Origin of the sequence: Nocardiopsis oceanisediminis, from assembly GCF_048595525.1 — a bacterium.
Lineage (GTDB): Bacteria > Actinomycetota > Actinomycetes > Streptosporangiales > Streptosporangiaceae > Nocardiopsis_A > Nocardiopsis_A oceanisediminis.
Genome location: NZ_JAFMZJ010000001.1, coordinates 5,723,927 through 5,740,989, shown reverse-complemented (window position 1 = coordinate 5,740,989; position 17,063 = coordinate 5,723,927). Strand labels below are relative to the sequence as shown.

Annotated in this window: 15 protein-coding genes; 9 read left to right on the top strand and 6 right to left on the bottom strand. The window is 76.2% G+C overall.

What is annotated here, in order from left to right:
* Positions 1-121: 121 nt before the first annotated feature.
* Positions 122-1,171, top strand: coding sequence for a 5'/3'-nucleotidase SurE (locus J0910_RS25050; protein ID WP_420160997.1), 1,050 nt, complete (start codon positions 122-124; stop codon positions 1,169-1,171).
* 52 nt (positions 1,172-1,223) lie between these two features.
* Here J0910_RS25050 and J0910_RS25045 read toward each other — a convergent pair whose 3' ends face one another.
* A complete protein-coding gene (locus J0910_RS25045) occupies positions 1,224-1,640 on the bottom strand; it encodes a VOC family protein (RefSeq protein ID WP_420160996.1) in 417 nt (138 codons plus the stop codon).
* 131 nt (positions 1,641-1,771) lie between these two features.
* Between J0910_RS25045 and J0910_RS25040 the strand changes: the two genes are divergently transcribed.
* From J0910_RS25040 to J0910_RS25025, 4 genes are all read left to right on the top strand, one after another.
* Positions 1,772-2,416 (top strand): TetR/AcrR family transcriptional regulator, encoded by a 645-nt coding sequence (locus J0910_RS25040; protein WP_420160995.1) that lies wholly within the window; start codon positions 1,772-1,774, stop codon positions 2,414-2,416.
* Positions 2,413-3,093 (top strand): TetR/AcrR family transcriptional regulator, encoded by a 681-nt coding sequence (locus J0910_RS25035; RefSeq protein WP_420160994.1) that lies wholly within the window; start codon positions 2,413-2,415, stop codon positions 3,091-3,093. Before J0910_RS25040 ends, J0910_RS25035 begins: the two co-directional genes overlap by 4 nt.
* Before the next feature lie 132 nt (positions 3,094-3,225).
* The gene (locus tag J0910_RS25030) at positions 3,226-3,834 is read left to right on the top strand and encodes a DUF4956 domain-containing protein (RefSeq protein ID WP_420160993.1); all 609 of its coding nucleotides are present in this window, start codon (positions 3,226-3,228) and stop codon (positions 3,832-3,834) included.
* Entirely contained in the window at positions 3,831-4,676 is an 846-nt protein-coding gene (locus J0910_RS25025) for a polyphosphate polymerase domain-containing protein (protein ID WP_420160992.1), read from the top strand. The genes J0910_RS25030 and J0910_RS25025 overlap by 4 nt, the downstream gene beginning before the upstream one ends.
* A 543-nt stretch (positions 4,677-5,219) precedes the next feature.
* Here the strand turns inward: J0910_RS25025 and J0910_RS25020 are convergent.
* The 3 genes from J0910_RS25020 to J0910_RS25010 all read right to left on the bottom strand — a co-directional run bounded on the left by J0910_RS25020 (position 5,220) and on the right by J0910_RS25010 (position 10,677).
* A complete protein-coding gene (locus J0910_RS25020) occupies positions 5,220-5,906 on the bottom strand; it encodes a TetR/AcrR family transcriptional regulator (RefSeq protein ID WP_420160991.1) in 687 nt (228 codons plus the stop codon).
* A gap of 429 nt (positions 5,907-6,335) precedes the next feature.
* Entirely contained in the window at positions 6,336-8,894 is a 2,559-nt protein-coding gene (locus tag J0910_RS25015) for a PEP/pyruvate-binding domain-containing protein (RefSeq protein ID WP_420160990.1), read from the bottom strand.
* 226 nt (positions 8,895-9,120) lie between these two features.
* Positions 9,121-10,677 carry an MFS transporter gene (locus J0910_RS25010; protein ID WP_420160989.1) on the bottom strand — a complete coding sequence of 519 codons (1,557 nt, stop codon included), beginning with the start codon at positions 10,675-10,677 and terminating at the stop codon, positions 9,121-9,123.
* 320 nt (positions 10,678-10,997) lie between these two features.
* Here J0910_RS25010 and J0910_RS25005 point away from each other — a divergent pair, with 320 nt between their 5' ends.
* Together J0910_RS25005 and J0910_RS25000 are read left to right on the top strand one after the other, a co-directional pair.
* Positions 10,998-12,023: an LCP family protein gene (locus J0910_RS25005; RefSeq protein ID WP_420160988.1), complete on the top strand. Its 1,026-nt coding sequence runs from the start codon at positions 10,998-11,000 to the stop codon at positions 12,021-12,023.
* Between the two features lie 154 nt (positions 12,024-12,177).
* On the top strand, positions 12,178-13,200 hold the full coding sequence (locus J0910_RS25000; RefSeq protein ID WP_420160987.1) for an NADP-dependent oxidoreductase: 1,023 nt from the start codon (positions 12,178-12,180) through the stop codon (positions 13,198-13,200).
* Between the two features lie 462 nt (positions 13,201-13,662).
* Here J0910_RS25000 and J0910_RS24995 read toward each other — a convergent pair whose 3' ends face one another.
* A complete protein-coding gene (locus tag J0910_RS24995; RefSeq protein WP_420160986.1) occupies positions 13,663-14,310 on the bottom strand; it encodes a TetR/AcrR family transcriptional regulator in 648 nt (215 codons plus the stop codon).
* Positions 14,311-14,408: 98 nt separating this feature from the next.
* Between J0910_RS24995 and J0910_RS24990 the strand changes: the two genes are divergently transcribed.
* Positions 14,409-15,614 carry a DUF418 domain-containing protein gene (locus J0910_RS24990; RefSeq protein ID WP_420160985.1) on the top strand — a complete coding sequence of 402 codons (1,206 nt, stop codon included), beginning with the start codon at positions 14,409-14,411 and terminating at the stop codon, positions 15,612-15,614.
* A gap of 15 nt (positions 15,615-15,629) precedes the next feature.
* On the opposite strand, the gene J0910_RS24985 is transcribed toward J0910_RS24990, so the two are convergent.
* Positions 15,630-16,073: a MarR family winged helix-turn-helix transcriptional regulator gene (locus J0910_RS24985; RefSeq protein ID WP_420160984.1), complete on the bottom strand. Its 444-nt coding sequence runs from the start codon at positions 16,071-16,073 to the stop codon at positions 15,630-15,632.
* 103 nt (positions 16,074-16,176) lie between these two features.
* On the opposite strand from J0910_RS24985, the gene J0910_RS24980 reads away from it, so the two are divergent.
* A complete protein-coding gene (locus J0910_RS24980; RefSeq protein WP_420160983.1) occupies positions 16,177-17,046 on the top strand; it encodes an arylamine N-acetyltransferase family protein in 870 nt (289 codons plus the stop codon).
* Positions 17,047-17,063: the final 17 nt, after the last annotated feature.

Sequence of the window (17,063 nt, the reverse complement as noted above, 5' to 3'; positions counted from 1 at the left end):
GGGGAGCCGTTTTAGCTTAAACGAATAATCACCCCTGTACAGGGGGATGCGAGACCAGGTGCGGTGATGGCGCCGCACCGCCGATCGGCGGTCCCCGCCCCATCGACGGATCGGATCCCCCATGCAAGCGATCACATCCTCGGCCGCGCTCGCCGCCCTCCTCCTCGCGGCGGCGGGCTGCTCCGGCCACGCCCTGGCGGACGAACCCGGCCCCGCGCCCCTGGAGGGCGTGCGCATCCTCCTCGGCAACGACGACTCCGTGCAGGCCGCCGAGGAGGACGGCGCGGACGGCCTCGGCCTGTACGCGATCCGCTCCGAGCTCTGCGCGGCCGGCGCCGACGTGGTGGTCTTCGCCCCCTGGGGGCAGCAGAGCGGGAAGAGCGGAAGCGTCACCACCGAGGGCCCGCTGGGCCTCGGCGCGCCGCCGGGCATCCCCGACGGCTACGCCGGCGACTGCGCGGACGCGCCGAGCGGCGGCGCGGTCCACGGGGTGTGCCTGGCGGACGGCCCGTGCGGGCCGGACTCGCCCAGCGCCACCCCGGTCGATGCGGTCTCCTTCGCCCTGGCCCACGGGCTCGGCGCGGTCGCCGGCTGGGAGGGCCCGCCGGACCTGGTGGTGACCGGGGTCAACTCCGGCCCCAACGTGGCCGCGCTGGTCTCGGCCTCGGGCACCGTCGGGGCCGCCTCCGCGGCGCAGGCCGCGGGCGTCCCGGCGGTCGCGTTCAGCGCCTCGCTCGGCGCGGACATGGCGGTCCACCCCGGCACCTACGCCGCCGCGGCGGAGTTCGGCGCCGGCCTGATCGCCCGGATGGCCGACGACGGCCTGCTGAGCGGCGCCTACATGGTCAACGTCAACCACCCGCACGCCCCGGGCGGCGAGCCCGCCGCCGACGTGCGCTGGACCGAGCAGGGCACCGCCTCGGTGCTCGCGGTCGACTACACCGAGAAGGACGGGGCCTACCGGCGCGCTCCCCGGCTGTGCGCCCCCGGGGACCCGGCCTGCGTCCCGGAGGCCAAGGAGAACGCCGACGCGGCGGCCGTCCTGGAGGAGGGCGCGGTCTCCGTGGGCGTGCTCGGCTCCGACCGCACCTTCGCCCCCGACGAGGAGGAGGACGAGGACGACGTGGAGGACCTGCGCGAACTGGTCGAGTCGCTGGACGGCGACCGGTAGGCCCCGGGCCCGCGGAGCGGCGGGGCCTCCCGCCGCTCCGCGGCCGCCCGGGTCAGGCCACCACGTTCCCGGCGAAGGCCTCGCCGAACGGGATGGGCGTGATGACGTCGATCAGCACCCCGTTCGGGTCGGACACGATGAAGTGGCGCTGGCCGAACTCCTCGCTGCGCAGCGGCAGCAGCGCCTTCAGGCCGCCCTCCTCCACCAGGCGCCGGTACTCCGCGTCGACGTCGCCGACCTCGAAGTTGAGCAGCATGCCCTGAGCCGTCCGGCCCCGGTGCGAGGCGGGGACGGTCGGGTGCGAGGGATCGAGCAGGGCGAGTTCGAAGTGCGGCGCGGAGGCCAGGCGCAGGCTCACGTACCACTCGGCCTCGAAGACGGCCTCGAACCCGAAGAGGCGGGTGTAGAAGTCCCGGGACTCCGCGATGCGCTCGGTGCCGATGACGGTGTAGAAGCCGGTCACGTTCACGGCGGTGCCTTCCTGGAGCGGTGGGCGCCGGGGCCGGGAGCGGCCGCGGCGGTGCATACCGGCGGTATGTGACGCTGACCCAGATCCATACCGACGGTACGTCAAAGGTGTCCGGGTGGAGGGGAGCCGCGGTGGCGGGCAAGGCGGAGCAGAGCGAGGCGACCCGGAAGGCGCTGGTGGCCGAGGCGCGGCGGCTCTTCGCCGAGCGCGGCTACGCCGGTGTCGGCCTGGCCGAGCCGGTGCGCGCCGCCGGCGTCACCAAGGGCGCGCTCTACCACCACTTCGGCAGCAAGGAAGGGCTCTTCCGCGAGGTGCTGCGGCAGGTCCAGGGGGACGTCGCGGACCGGATCGAGCGGGCCGCCGACGCCCTGCGGGACCCCTGGGACCGGCTGTCCGCAGGGTGCAGGGCGTTCCTGTCCGCCGGCGCGGACCCGGGCATCCGGCGCATCATGCTGATCGACGCCCCCGCCGTCCTCGGCTGGGAGGAGCGGCGCGCCATGGACGAGGCGGCCTCGGCCCGGCACCTCGCCGACGCCCTGGCCGAACTGGTCGAGGTCGGCGCCATCGCCCCCCGTCCGGTCGAGCCCCTGGCGCACCTGCTGTCCGGGGCGATGAACGAGGCCGCCCTGTGGCTCGCCCGCTCCACCGGGCCCACCGACGAGGAGGACGCGGTGCGGGAGCTCACCGGGCTGCTGGAAGGGCTGCGCACCCGGGGCCGGCCCCGGCCGACCGGTCCGGGGCGGGGCCGGTCCCGATGCAGCACAATGGAGGGATGACCGGTTCCGACCTGACCGAGAAGCCCGCATCCGCGAGGGCCTCCGCGCCGCGCTGGACCGCCTCGGCGCTGCGCCGCCGGCCCGCCCAGCGGCGCAGCCTGGAGCGGGTGGAGCGGCTGCTGCACGCCTGCGCGGAGCTGCTGGACGAGGTCGGCTACTTCCGGCTCACCACCACCGAGGCGGCGCGCCGCGCCGACCTGCCGATCGGCACCCTCTACCAGTTCTTCACCGACAAGAACGGGCTGGTCCGGGCGCTGGCCGCGCGGAACCTGGAACTCTACGGCGACCGGCTGCAGGAGAGCCTGCGCGCCGCCGGCGCCGCCGACTGGACCGAGGTGGCGGTGCTCGCGGTCGACGAGTACGTCCGGATGCGGCGCACCGTCCCCGGGTTCGGCGTGCTCGACTTCGACCCGCCCGAACCGGAGGACGACGCCTCCTGCAGGCCGATGCCCCGGCCGGGCGGCAACGCCCTGGTCGCCGAGCGGCTGCTGGAGGTGGGCACCGCGGTCCTCGGCGAGGAGCGCGACCCCGCCACCGACCGGCGGGTGCTGGTCGCGGTGGAGGCCGCCGACGCGGTCCTGGCCCTGGCCTTCCGGGCCGACCCCGAGGGCGCCCCGGAGCTGGTCGCCGAGTGCAAGGACCTGCTCCGCGCCTACCTGGGCGGCGCCGCGGGCTGAGCCCGCCCCGCCGCCCAGGACGCGGATGAGAAGGCCCTCATCGGCGCCTCACGGCGGCCTCACGCACGCCCCGCAGGATCGGAGCCACGACCGGGAACCGCTGCCCCGGGAGGCTCCGACCGAGGAGGAACCGTGTCCCCGTCCGTGCTGCTCGCGCTCGCCGTCGACCTGGCGGCGATCACCGTGCTGGTCCACCCCCTCTACTACCGCAGGCACCGCCGGACCGACCTGCTCTTCGCCTACACCGCGCTGAACGCCGGCGTCTTCGCGGTCTGCGTGCTGCTGATGAACCACCGGGTGGAGCTCGCGGTCGGCTTCGGCCTGTTCGGCGTGCTGTCCATCATCCGGCTGCGGTCGGGGGAGATCACCCAGCGCGAGGTGGGCTACTACTTCATCGCCCTGGCGCTCGGCCTGGTCAACGGGATCGGCGCGGCGCGGCCGCTGACCGCGGCGCTGATCAGCGCGGTGCTGCTCGCGGCGATGTACCTGGCCGACCACCCCCGGCTGGCCGGGCGGGCGGAGCGCCGCACCATGGTGCTGGACACCGTCCACCGCGACGACGCGGCGCTCCGCGCCGACCTGGAGCGGAGGCTGGGCCGCAGAGTGCTCCGGGTGATCGTCGAGGAGGCGGACTACGTCCGCGAGACGATGACGGTGGACGTGCGGTTCCGCGGTGACGCCGGGTCCCCGCCGCTCCGCCCGGCCGCCCGGCTCGGCACGGTCCTCGGCGGCCGGCGGTGAGCGCCCCGGGCGGCCCCTGGTTCGCCCCGATCGCGCTGGAGGAGGTGCTGCGCACGGCCGAGCTGCAGACCCGGGTCGACCGCAAGTACCTGGTGCCGCGCCGGGCCTTCGCCGCGTTCGAGCGCGGCCTGGCCGGCGGCGGGAACTGGGCCGAGCTGGAGATCGGCGGCCGCCGCGGCTTCGCCTACTCCTCCGTCTACTTCGACACCCCCGACCTGCTCTGCTACCGGCAGCACGCGCAGGGGCGCCGCCGCCGGTTCAAGGTCCGCACCCGCGGCTACCTGGACAGCGGCACCGCGTCCTTCGAGGTGAAGATGGAGGGCGCGCGCAGCGCCACGGTCAAGGAGCGCACCGCCCACCCGGCCGACCGGCCGGACGGGCTCACCCCCGGGGCGCGGGACTTCCTCGCCGCCGCGCTGCGCCGGGGGTACGGCATCGAACCGCCCGGCGGCCTGCGGCCCGCCGCGGAGACCCGGTACCGCAGGCGCACCCTGGTGCACCGCTCCGGCGGGGCCAGGCTCACCCTCGACGACGGCCTGGTCTTCCGGGTCGGCTCCGACACGGTGCGGGTCCCGCCCGGCTGGGTCCTGGCCGAGTCGAAGTCGGCGGGCGGCGGCACCCCGGCCGACCGGCTGCTCCGCTCGCTGGGCGTCCGCCCCCGGCCGATCAGCAAGTACTGCCTGGCGGTGATGTGCCTGTACCCGGGGATCCGGGGCAACCCGTGGCGGCGCACCCTCACCGACCTGTTCGGCCCCGAGGGCGCGCCCCGCCCGATTCGCCGGCCCGCCCCGGTCCGGGAGCCCGCACCGCCGGCGGCGGAGCGGGCCGCGCTCCCGGTGTGAGGCCGCCGCCCGGGCGGACCCGGACCGGGCCCGGAGGCCTCTCAGCGACTGTCGGGTGTCCGGCCGGTCGCCCGGTGGGGCCGCCTCGCGGCGGCCGCGGCGGGCCGGGCCCTGAACCGCTGCTTCTCCCGGCCCGCACCTGGGCACTCCGGGGGACCGCTTGCACACCGGACAGGCTCTCAGCTTGTTCTTCGACCTCGGGGCGGCCGGAGCACCGAGGCGGCCGATGGGTGGAGGCGGCCTGTGACCGCCGCCCGCACCCGGCTCCGCCCGGCCCGGCCGCCGGTGACCTGCGCCGCCCCCGGGAGCGGCCCCGGTCACCGGGACGGACGGTCGAGCCCGGCGCGGGTGCGGCAGGGCTTTCGCAGCGCCCGCGCGGAGGCGGCCCGTCCCGCCGGTGCGCTCGAACCCCCGGCTCCGGGCCCCGGCCGCCCCCGGGGGGCGAAGAACCGGCGCCGGACACCGCGCCATGACGCGGGAAAGGCGGCCGAACGCGCCGTGCCCCTGAAGGAGCACCACGCCCGCCCAGGTTGAAGAACAAGCTCAGCCGGGCTGCTCCCCGCCGCCCGCCGGCGGCGGCGAGGCGAACAGCGGCAGCACCACCTCGTCCACGATCCCGGTGATCACCTGGTCGGAGACGGGAGCGCCGTGGAAGAGGAAGCGGTGGCGCATCATCGCCTGGCCGGCCTCCAAGCGGCGCTCGGTGATCGCGGCGGGGTCGATCTCGCCGCGCGCCGCGGCGCGCTCGGCGAGGGTGCGCATGGTCGCCACGCCGGCCCCGCGGGAGAGCGCGCGGACCTCCGCCCCGTGCTCGGGCGAGACGAGGGCCTCGGAGAGCAGGCCGCGCATCGCCTCCCCGGCGGGGCCGTCGAGCAGCCGCGAGGTGGAGCGGAGCAGTGCCAGCAGGTCGCCCCGGAACGACCCGGTGTCGGCCGGCCGCTCGGGCGAGGGCATCAGGTGGTACAGGGCGTCCATGACCAGCCGGGCCCGGTTGGGCCAGCGCCGGTAGAGCGAGGCCTTGCCGGCCTTGGCCCGCTCCGCGACCCGCTCCATGGTCAGCCGGGCGTAGCCGACCTCGGCCAGCTCGGCCAGGGCCGCCTCGAAGATGGCGGTGTTGAGCGCCTCGCCGCGGCGGCGCGACCGCCTGCCGGGGGCGTCCGGTCCGCCGGGAGCGCCCTGCCGCTCCGCGGGCGGGGCGCCGTTCTCGATCGTCGGGGCGTCGTCGGCCACGGTGCGTCTTCCACCTCTCACTGCTCGGCGCCCGCCCGGCGGGGGCGGGCACCCCGGATTCTACGGAGCCGCCCGGGCCGCCCCGGTGCTCCGCGGGCGGCCGGGCCCGGTCGGCCCCGCCGTCCCGCCGGGGCCGCGGGCAGGACGGCGGCGTTCTCCTCCCCGCCGCTCCGGGAGCCGCCCGGGCCGTCTTGGAGCGTCCGGCCCGGCGCGGGAGCTGCCGACGGGGCCCTTCCCTCCCGCGCCGGTCCTCCGGCACCGGCCCCGGGCCTCGAATCGGCGGTCCGGGACCGTTCCGGTCGGGACCGGCGGGCCCCGGTCCCGACCGCCCGCCGGGCTTCCGCCCGTTCTCCCGGCGGGCGCTCCGCTCCGCCCCGTCCGCCGGGAGGCATCCCCCGCGCGGCCGCCGCGGGCCGGCCGGGGAAGAGGTCAGCCGGCCTGTTCATCGCCTTCCTCCGCTGCGGGGAGCACCCGGCCGGCGGTGCCGTCGACGGTGACCCGGGCGCCGTCGGGCACCGCCCGGGTGCCGTCCCCGGTGCCCATCACCGCGGGGATGCCGTACTCCCGGGCGACGATGGCGGCGTGCGAGCCGATGCCCCCGGAGTCCACCACCACGGCCGCGGCGCGCTGGAACAGCGGCGTCCACGACGGGTTGGTGTAGGGGCAGACCAGCACGTCGCCGCTGCGCATCCGGCCGAAGTCGTCCGGGGTGAGGATCACCCGGGCGGGCCCGGTGGCGACACCGCCGCCGGCCGGGGTGCCCGCCGCCAAGGCGTCGCCCTCCCGCTCCCGGACGAGCCCGGCGGCGCGCAGGTCCAGCATCGGCACCCCGGCCAGCTCCTCGCGCCGGGCCGCCCGGCGGAGCACCTCGGCGCGCAGCCGGGCGGCCTGCTCCGCGGGCAGGCCGGGCAGGTCCCCGATCTCCTCCAGCTCCTCGCGCCGCAGGTGGAACACCTCCCCGGGGGAGCGGAGCACCCCCTCCTCGGTGAGCCGGCGGCCGGTCTCCAGCAGCGCGGCGCGCAGCACCGGGATGAGCCGGGTGAAGTGGAAGTGGGTGTCCTCGCGCAGCGCCACCCCGGCGCGGACCCGCTCGACCAGGCGGCGCATGCTCCGCCGCGCGCCGGGCAGCCGCATCAGCGGGTGGGCCAGCACCCGGTCCAGGGCGGCGTCCGCGCGGCCGGTGTCGCGCGCGGGTGGCCGCGAGGCCAGCAGCTTCACCGCCCCGAGCACGGTCGCCGGGGCGTCCCTCCAGGTCGGAGAGGAGACGCAGATCGGGGTGGCGGTCTCGCGGTGCCCGTACTCGTCGAGGAAGGCGGCGAACTCCGTGGCGAAGCCGGTGAACGCGGGGTCGTCGCCGAGCGAGGCGGCGAGCTCCTCCGGGGTGCGCCTGCCGAAGGCGCCGGCGAGGGCGGGGTCCTCGCGGACCCGCTCGGCCAGCGCCTCCAGTGCGAGGTTGGCGTCCTCGGTGCGGGTGCGCGCCCCGTACAGCAGCTCGGGGGCGTCCGCCCCGAGGCCCAGCAGCCCCAGGGTGATCCGCAGCCGCAGCATCGGCAGGAACCAGCAGGGCAGGTAGTCCACCCGCAGGCCGGTGAGGAGGGGGAGCAGCGCCAGCACCCGGCCGGGCAGCGCACGCAGCTCGGGCCAGTCCAGCCCGGCGGGGGAGCGGGCGGCGAGCGCGGCCAGGTCCCGTTCGAAGGAGGCGAACCGCGGATCGTCGGTCCACCGCGCCGCGTCGAACCGGGCGTTCCGGGCGAGCAGCTGGAACGGGCGGAGCAGGGCGGCCGGGGTGGGGCGCGGCGAGGGCGGGACGAAGCGGGCGACCACCCCGTCCTCCTCGGGGAGGATCGCCCCGATCGGCGGTATCCGCATCCCGGCCAGGCCGTACGCCATCCCGCCGACCAGGCCGAGTAGCCCGGCGGTCCAGGTGGTGACGTCGAGCGGGTAGGGGCGGGTCTGGAACATGTCCAGCAGGGTCGGGGCGATCCTGCGCTGGAAGGGGTCGAGCCGGACCGGCTCGGGCGGGACCGCGGTCATCGGCCGGGCCTGGAGCAGCAGGACCCGGCCGCCGGCCAGGGCCCACTCCACGTCCATCGGCCGGCCGTAGCGCTCGGCGACCCGGGAGCCCTGCCGGGCCAGCTCGGCCAGGGCCGCGGCGGGCAGGCCCCCGGCGGAGGGGCCGCCCTCCTCGTGCCGGACGCCGCCGCCCTCGGCGGCGCGCACCACCACCTCGCCGCGCCCGGCCCGGTGCTCCAGCACCGAGCCGCGCCGGTCCAGCACGTAGTGCTCCGGTGTGACCAGGCCGGAGACGACCGACTCGCCGAGGCCGCGCCCGGCGTCGACCGAGATCCGCTCCCGGTCGCCGGTGACCGGGTCGGCGGTGAACAGCACCCCGGCCCATTCGGCGGGCGCCATCTCCTGCACGACGACGGCGATCCGCACCTCGGCGGGGTCGATGCCGATCCGCCGCCGGTAGGCGACGGCCCGGTCGGTCCAGAGCGACCCCCAGCAGCGGCGCACCGCGTCCATCAGGTCGTGCGCGCCGATGACGTTGAGGTAGGTGTCCTGCTGGCCGGCGAACGCGGCGCCGGGCAGGTCCTCGGCGGTGGCGCTGGAGCGCACCGCCACCGGTCCGCCGCCCAGCGCCGCATAGGCCGAGGCGACGTCGTCGCGCAGGCCGGCGGGGATCTCCGCGCTCTCGAAGCGGGCCCGGATCGCGGCGGCGGCGGACGCCGCGGCGCCCTCGTCGGCGAGGTCGCCCCGCCGCTCCCGGACCAGCGCGTCGATGCCGTTGTGCGCGGCGACGCGGGCGTAGGCGGCGGTGGTGACGGCGAAGCCCCCGGGGACCGGGAACCCGCCGCGGATCAGCTCGCCCAGGTTGGCGGCCTTGCCGCCGACGGCCTCCAGGTCCTCCAGGCAGAACTCGCCCAGCGGGGCGACGGGCACCGGGTCGGCGGCGGTGGGGTCGGAGCCGTTGCGGACGTCGGTCATGGTCTCTCCAGTACCTTCTCTCGGGGCCCGGGAGGGCCTGGTGCGGCCGGCCGGGGCCGGTCCGCGCGGGGAGGTCGGGCCGCCCCGGCGGCGCGGTGCGGCGCGATCGGCACCGCGCCGCCGGAGCGGGGACGGGCGGCGGCCGCGCCGGTGCGCGGCGGGGCGAGGGCGGCCCGGGGCCGGCGGGCGGCACCGCCGCCCCCGGATCCCAGGGCGCTCGGCGGCGTCATCGGTGCTCCCCGGGGGTCTCGGGCGGGGCGGCGTGGGCGGTGTCGCGGAGCGGGCGCGCGGGGATGGCGAGGGAGCAGAGGAACGCCGCGGCCATCAGCGGGGCGGCCCAGGCGAACAGCGGCGGGAGGGCGTCGCCGAAGGCCGCGGCGACGGCGGCGCGGTCGTCCGGGGCCAGTTCGGCCAGCTTCTCCGGGGAGAGCCCGGCCGCGCCGCCCGCCCGCTCGGCCACCGGCCCCGGCAGGAGCGCGGCGAAGCGCAGGTTGAGCAGGGCGCCGAAGACCGCGACCCCCGCGGAGGCGCCGACCTGGCGCAGGAAGGTGACCGCCGCGGTGGCGCTGCCCAGGTCGGCGTGGTCCGCGGAGTTCTGCGCGACCAGCACCGCCACCTGCATGACCAGGCCGATGCCCAGCCCGAGCAGGGCGAGCAGCGCCGCGGCGGCAGGCGGGGAGGAGCCGGCGTCCAGCCGGGACAGCAGCAGGAGCCCGACGGTGGCGAGGGCGGTCCCGGCCACCGGGTAGCCGCGGTACCGGCCGCTGCGGGTGATGAGCCGCCCGGACACCACGGTGGTCACCAGTACCCCCGCCATCAGCGAGGTGAGCAGCATCCCCGCGGCCGCCGCCGGCATCTCCAGCGCGATCTGCAGGAACGCGGGAGTGAAGCCGACCGTGCCGAACAGGGTGAAGCCGACCAGGAAGGACATCGCCGCGGAGGCCGCGATGGCGCGGTCGCGGAACAGCCGGGGCGGCAGTACCGGGTCGGCGGCGGCCCGCGAGGCGGCCGCCCAGCCCGCCGCACCGAGCACGAGCAGCGCCGCCGCTGCGGGGACGAACCAGCCGGGCAGGTCCCGGCCCCAGCCGGGGGCGCCGCCCAGCAGCGCCAGCCCCACCACCGCCGAGGCCAGGGCGAGCGCGCCGACGGCGTCCACCGGCGGCCGCCCGGCGGCGCGGTCGGGTCGGGGCAGCCGCAGCGTCGTCGCGACCAGTACCGCCGCCAGCACGCCCAGCGGGGGGTAGAGCACGAAGATCCACCGCCAGGAGAGCGTGTCCACGATCAGCCCGCCGAGCAGCGGGCCGCCGACCGCGGCGACCGCGTAGGCGGCGCCGATCGCGCCCAGGTACCGGCCGCGCTCGCGGGGGCTGACGATCTCGCCGAGGGTGGCCTGGGCGCCGATCATCAGCCCGCCGCCGCCCATGCCCTGCACCACCCGGCCGGTGATCAGCCAGCCCATCGACGGGGCGGCCAGGCAGATCAGGGCGCCCAGGGTGAACAGGGCGATCGCCGCGTGCAGCAGCGGGACCCGGCCGTAGCGGTCGCCCAGCCTGCCGTAGAGCGGCATCACCGCGGTGGCGGCGACCAGGTAGGCGGTGATCACCGCGGGCATCAGGTCGAGCCCGCCGAGGTCGCCGGCGACGGCGGGCAGCGCCGGCGCCATGGCGGTCTGGTCCAGGGCTCCGAGCAGCATCGCGATGAGCAGGCCCGGCAGTGCGCGCCCGACGCGCACGCCGCCGGCGGCGGTCTCGGCGCCGCGGTGCGGAACCCGGCTTCCCGACATCGGCGGCCTCCGGTCTGCGCGCGGGTGAAGCCCGCATTAAGAAACGATGCGTTCCCAATGTACGGCGGGCAAAGAGGGAACGCAACGTTCCTTAACCGGTTTTCTGTCGCCGCCGCGGCCTGGAGCGCCGACGGCTCTTCCCGGCGCCGCGGGGCAGCCCCCGCGTCCTCTGCGGAGCCGGGCCGTCCGGGCCGCTCCGGGGGCCGCGGACCGGCTGCCGGAGCGGGGCCGCCGGGCGCGCGGGGGCCGGGGCGATGTGCGGGAGCCCGCTTCCGGGGTAGGGAGTCGTCCAGAGGCGGCAGGCCGAGCGGGGACCGGATATGGCTCGATCGGAACGCGGGCGGAGGCGGGAGAGCCTCGCCCTGAGGTTCATCGGGTGCTGCGCGCTGGTCGTCATCGCACTCCTCGTCGCGGTGGCCTGGCGGCTGGACACCTACGACCGCAACATCGAGCGCCTCGGCGGGGCCGTCCCCGAGGAGCAGGGCCGGCCCGGCGACGACCCCGGGGAGAACTGGCTGCTCATCGGCTCCGACATGCGCGGCGACACCGCCCCGGGCCGGTGGCGGTCGGGCGAGGCGCACGCCGACGTCATCATGCTGCTGCACGTGCCCGAGGAGGAGGACCGCGCCTACGTCGTCGCGATCCCCCGCGACTCCTGGGTGGACATCCCCGGACACGGCCGGGACAAGATCGCCGAGGCGCTGGGGGCGGGCGGCCCGAGGCTGCTCACCGAGGCGGTCGAGGAGCTGAGCGGGGTCCGGGTGGACCACTTCGCCGCCGTCGACTTCGCCGGCTTCGAGGAGATGACCGACGCGCTCGGCGGCGTGACCATCGACCTGCCGCACGAGGTCTACGACCACACCAACGGCTGGTACTGGGAGGCCGGCGAGAACCACATGGACGGCGCGGAGGCGCTGCGGTTCGTGCGCGAGCGCAAGGGGCTGGACGGCAGCGACACCGGCCGGATCAAGCGCCAGCAGGTCTTCCTGCGCGCCATGGCGGAGAAGGTCGCGGGCGAGGAGGTCCGCGGCGACCCGCGCCGGCTGGACGCGTTCCTGCTGGCGGCCAGCGGAGCGGTCGCGGTCGACGAGGACACCACCATGGGCATGATGCGCGCGCTGGTGCTCCGGTTGGTCGGCATCGGCGCCGAGAACACCGCGTTCATGAGCCTGCCGGTGGAGGCGACCGGGTGGGAGGGCGAGCGGAACGTCGTCTACCTGGACGAAGAGGTCGCCGACGGGGTCTTCGAGCGGATCCGCGAAGGGGGTCTGGCCGGCTACATGGCCGAGCACGATCTGGAGCACGAGGCGGAGCGGATCGAGATCGGTACACCGGCGGGCGGCTGACCTGCGACGAAGCCCCGGGAGCGGCTCGGCGCCGGGTATCGGATGGATCACTCCGCCCCTGTCCCGGGAAGCTGCAGACCACTTGGTCGGTTCCTGTTCCAGGTGAGGGCGGCGGGCCCGGCCCGCCGCGGGGACGCCGAGAGAAGGAAGACGCATGACCGCGCAGAACGACATCGCGACCGCACACGAGTGGCAGCTCATCTCCCGCCCGGTCGGCCGGCCCGTACCCGAGGACTTCCGCTTCGTCGAGCGCGATCTGCGCCCGCTCGACGAGGGCGAGGTCCGGGTGCGCAACCACTACCTGTCCGTCGACCCCTACATGCGCGGCCGGATGGACGACGCCGAGTCCTACATCCCGCCCTTCGAGCTCTACCGCGCGATGGAGGGCGGCGCGATCGGCGAGGTGGTCGCCTCCCGCTCGGACGAGCTGGCCGCGGGCGACACGGTGCTGCACAACCTCGCCTGGCGGGACCTGGCCCAGGCGCCCGCCTCGGCGTTCCGCCGGGTCCCGCAGGCCCCCGGCGTCCCGGAATCGGCCTACCTGCACGTCCTGGGGATGACCGGGCTGACCGCCTACGTCGGGCTGCTCGACATCGCCGGTCTCAAGGAGGGCGACACCGTCTTCGTCTCCGGTGCCGCCGGGGCGGTGGGCGGCGTGGCCGGCCAGATCGCCCGGCTGAAGGGCGCCGCCCGGGTCGTCGGCTCGGCCGGCGGTCCGGCCAAGGTCGACCTGCTCACCGGCAAGTACGGCTACGACGCGGCCTTCGACTACAAGCAGGGCGACGTGGCCGGGCAGCTGGCGAAGGCGGCCCCGGACGGCATCGACGTCTACTTCGACAACGTGGGCGGCGAGCACCTGGAGGCGGCGCTGGCCTCGTTCAACCGGGACGGCCGCGCCGCGATCTGCGGGATGATCTCCGGCTACAACAGCGAGCACCCGCAGCCCGCGCCGCACAACCTCTTCGAGGTGATCAAGAAGGGCCTCACCCTGCGCGGGTTCACCGTCGGCTTCCACACCGACCGGATGCGCGACTTCGCCCAGGAGGCCGGCGCCTGGCTGGCCGACGGGCGGCTGGTCTACGACGAGACCGTGGTGGACGGGGTGGAGAACACCCTGGAGGCCTTCCTCGGCATGATGGACGGCGCCAACACCGGGAAGATGCTGGTCCGCGTCTGAACGCGGCCGTCCCGGGAGGCGGCCCGGGGCGCAGGCGGGGGCGGTGGCGGCCGCTCGGCCGGGCCGCCCCCGCGCCGTGTCCGGCCCCCGGGGAGCCCGACCGGTACGGCGGTCCCGGCCGACCGGGCGCGGGCCGGGGCCGGTCCAGTGGCGGGAGGCGTGCTCCCCGGCCGGCGGGCGGCCGCAGGCGGCCCTCCGGCGCGATGATGTCGGGGACGGAAGGGCTCTTCGCCTTCTCCCCTCCCTCCACCAGTGGTTTCAGGGGCGCTCAAGGCGCCGCCCTTCCCTGGATCGGGATGAGCGCGGCCGGCCCCGCCCCGCCCGGCCGGAGCGGCGGCCGGCGGTTCTTCGGCGGCTCGTGCGGACAGGGGGATCGGAACCGGCCCGCACATCCGGAGAACCAGCGGTACGGGGCGGCCGCCGCGCGGTCCACCGCCGCCCGCCTCGGCGGCGCCGCGCCGGTCAGCCCGCCGGAGGGTCCTCGGGGGCGTACCCCACCGCGGGCAGGATCGCCTGGTCGACGATGGCGGCGATGTAGTCGTCGTCCGGGATGCCGAAGTTGTCCACGCCGTACTTGAGCAGCAGCGCTTCGCCCATGTCGAAGACGACCGGGGTGAGCCGGGCCGGGTCGATCCGCCCCTGCTCGGCGTAGTGCAGCAGGACCGTGCGGGTGAACCGGCCGCCGCGCGCGTCGAACACCTCCTTGTACAGGCGCTCGTGCAGGTCGGGGCGGCGGGTCGACTCGTCCAGCAGGGCCCCCATCACCCTGCCGTGCAGTGGGCTCATGAGCGCGTCGCGCATCAGGGTGAGCGCGGAGACCAGGTCGCCGCGGAGGTCGTCGGCGCCGGGGGAGGGCTCCTCCACCGGATAGACCCGGTACAGCGCTTCGAGCACGATGTCCTCCGGGGAGGACCAGCGCCGGTAGAGCGAGGTCTTGGCGGTGCCGGCCCGGCGCGCGATCCCCTCCATGGTCAGCCGCCCCAGGCCGTGCTCGGCGGTCTCCTCCATCGCGGCCCGGTGGATCGCGGCGACCAGCTCCTCACCGCGCCGCCGCTTGGCGCGCGGCCCGGCACCCTCGCGGTCCTCCGCTGTCCGCTTCCGGTCGGTCACACGGAACTCGCTTTCTTGGATACGGTCTCGTATCTTATAGTTCTCCGTATTGGATACGGCATCGTATCTAATTATCACTCCCCATCAAGGACGGAACCATGACCGACGAAACCGCGGCCCGCGCCGCGCCCCCCGGGCCGGCCGCGCTGCCCGCGGCGCGCCGCTCGCTCGCCCCGGACCTGGCCCGCGGCTTCATGCTGCTGGTCATCGCCACCGTGCACGCGCACATGTTCCGCCTGGCCATGACCGGCGAAGGGTACGCCCTGGACGGGCCGCCGGACGTCGCGGTCACCGCCTTCATGGCGCTGTTCGCGGAGAACCGCGGCTACCCGATGTTCGCCGCGCTCTTCGGCTACGGGCTCGCCCAGATCCACCTCCGCCGCACCGCCGAGGGGCGGGAGTGGCCGTGGGTCCGCCGGCTGCTGCGGCGGCGCGGGCGCTGGCTGGTGGCGATCGGCGTCGCGCACACCGCGCTGCTCTTCTTCGGCGACATCATCTCCGTCTACGGGCTCATCGCGCTGCTGTTCGCCGGGGTCCTGCGCTTCACCGACCGGCGGCTGCTCACCCACGCCTTCGCCTGGATGGCCGCGGGCACCCTGGTCTACGCGCTGGTCGAGAACGTGGCGTTCGGCGCCGCGCAGAGCGGGGCCCAGGGCGGCGAGGCGACCCTGCTGAGCGACATGGCGATGCGCCTGATGACGCTCCCGTTCTTCTGGCCGCTGATGATCCCCGTCTCGGTCTTCCCGTTCATGGTGGGCGTCTGGGCCGCCCGCCGCCGCCTGCTGGAGGAGCCCGAGCGGCACCGCGCCCTGCTGCGCAGGGTCGCGCTCTTCGGGATCGGTGCGGCGGTGCTCGGCGGCGTCCCGCAGGCGCTGGTCGACATCGAGGTCTGGTCCGTCCCGCCGCTGGGTGCGGCCGGGATCTTCTGGGTGCACCTGCTGGTCGGCTACGCGGGCGGCTTCGGGTACGCGGCGCTCATCGCGCTCATCGCGCTCCGGATCGGCGACCGGCGCGGCCCGGTGGTCACCGCGCTCGCCGCCACCGGGCAGCGCTCGATGACCTGCTACCTGCTCCAGTCGGTGGCCTGGGCGGTGCTGATCCCGCCGTACATGCTGGGCGTCGCCGGGTCGTTCACCGACGCGCAGGCGGTCGGCCTGGGCGCGGCGGTCTGGCTGGCCACGGTGGTCCTGGCCGACCTGATGCGCAGGGCCGGGTTCAAGCAGGGGCCTGCCGAGTGGTTCCTGCGCCGGATGACCTACGGGCGCCCGGCGCCCGCCCCCGCCGAAGGGGGCCGGGCGGGCTGACCGGGGCCGGCGCCCTCACCGCTCCGCGCGCAGGTTGGCGGTGAGGGCGTCGAGCATCCGGGTGAAGGCGCGCCGCTCCTCGTCGCCGAACCCGCGCAGCGCCCGCTCGGAGAGGGCGTTCATCTCGGCGTCCAGGGCGGCGCGCAGGCCCCGGCCGCGCTCGGTGAGGCGCACGCTGACCAGGCGGGCGTCGGTGGGGTGCGGGTGCCGCTCGACCAGGCCGGAGCCCTCCATGCGGGTGACCGCCCGGGTGACGGTGGGGGTGGCCAGGGAGAGCCGGCGGGCGATCTCGCCGGGGGAGAGGCCGTCCTCCCGCCACAGGCACATCAGCACGAACTGCTGCCCCTCCCGCACGCCGTGCCGCTCGAACGCGGCCCCCGCCGCCTGCAGCATCGCGTTCTTCGCGGACCAGAACGACGGGACGAAGCCGTCCTCCCAGGCCCGCAGCCAGTCCTGCATCCGCCCTCCTCGGCCTGCTCGGAATGTCCGGTTGACGGCAATTTCGTTAGCCGACTAATGTTTCTCGACGGTTCGTTGTCCGGCTAATGATAGGAGCGGTGCCATGCCCTCGCGAGCCCGAAGCACCACCGACCCCGCCCGGGGGTGGGGCGGCGACGCCCTGGACCTCGACGCGTACCTGGAGCGGATCGGCCACCGCGGCCCGGTGGCGCCCGACGCGGCGACCCTGGCGGCGGTGCACCGCGCGCACAGTGCGGCGGTGCCGTTCGAGAACATCGACGTCCTGCTGGGGCGGGAGATCCCGCTGGACGTCGAGGCGCTCCAGGACAAGATGGTCCGCCGCGGACGCGGCGGCTACTGCTACGAGCACGGGCTCCTCCTCGCCGCGGCGCTGGAGCGGATCGGCCTGCGGGTCACCGGGCACGCCGCCCGGGTCCGGGTCGGCGGCGGCCTGCGCCCCGCCACCCACATGGCGCTCACCGTCGAGACGCCCTCGGGCACCATGCTCGCCGACACCGGCTTCGGGGGCGGCGGCCCGCTCTACCCGGTCCCACTGCGCACCCCGGCGACCGAGGCCGCCCAGGACGACTGGTCCTACCGCCTCACCGACGAGGGCGAGGGCGTCTGGGCCCTGTCCTCCCGCACCGGCGACACCTGGGACGACCTCTACGGCTTCACCGAGGACCCGCGCTACCGCAGCGACTACGCGATCCTCAGCCACTACCTCTCCACCTCGCCCCGCTCCCCGTTCACCGGCCGGCTGATGGTCCAGCGCACCGAGGCCTCGGTCCGCCGCCGCCTGATGGACACCGCCCTCACCGAGGAGCACCCCGACGGCACCGCCGACCGCCGCGACCTCGCCCCGCAGGAGGTCCCCGAGGCGATCCGCGACGTCTTCGGCATCACCCTGACCCGGGACGACGCCGAGGCCGTGGCGAAGGCCGCGGCGGCCTTCACCGAAGAAGAGGCCTGACCGGGCACGGCGGACCG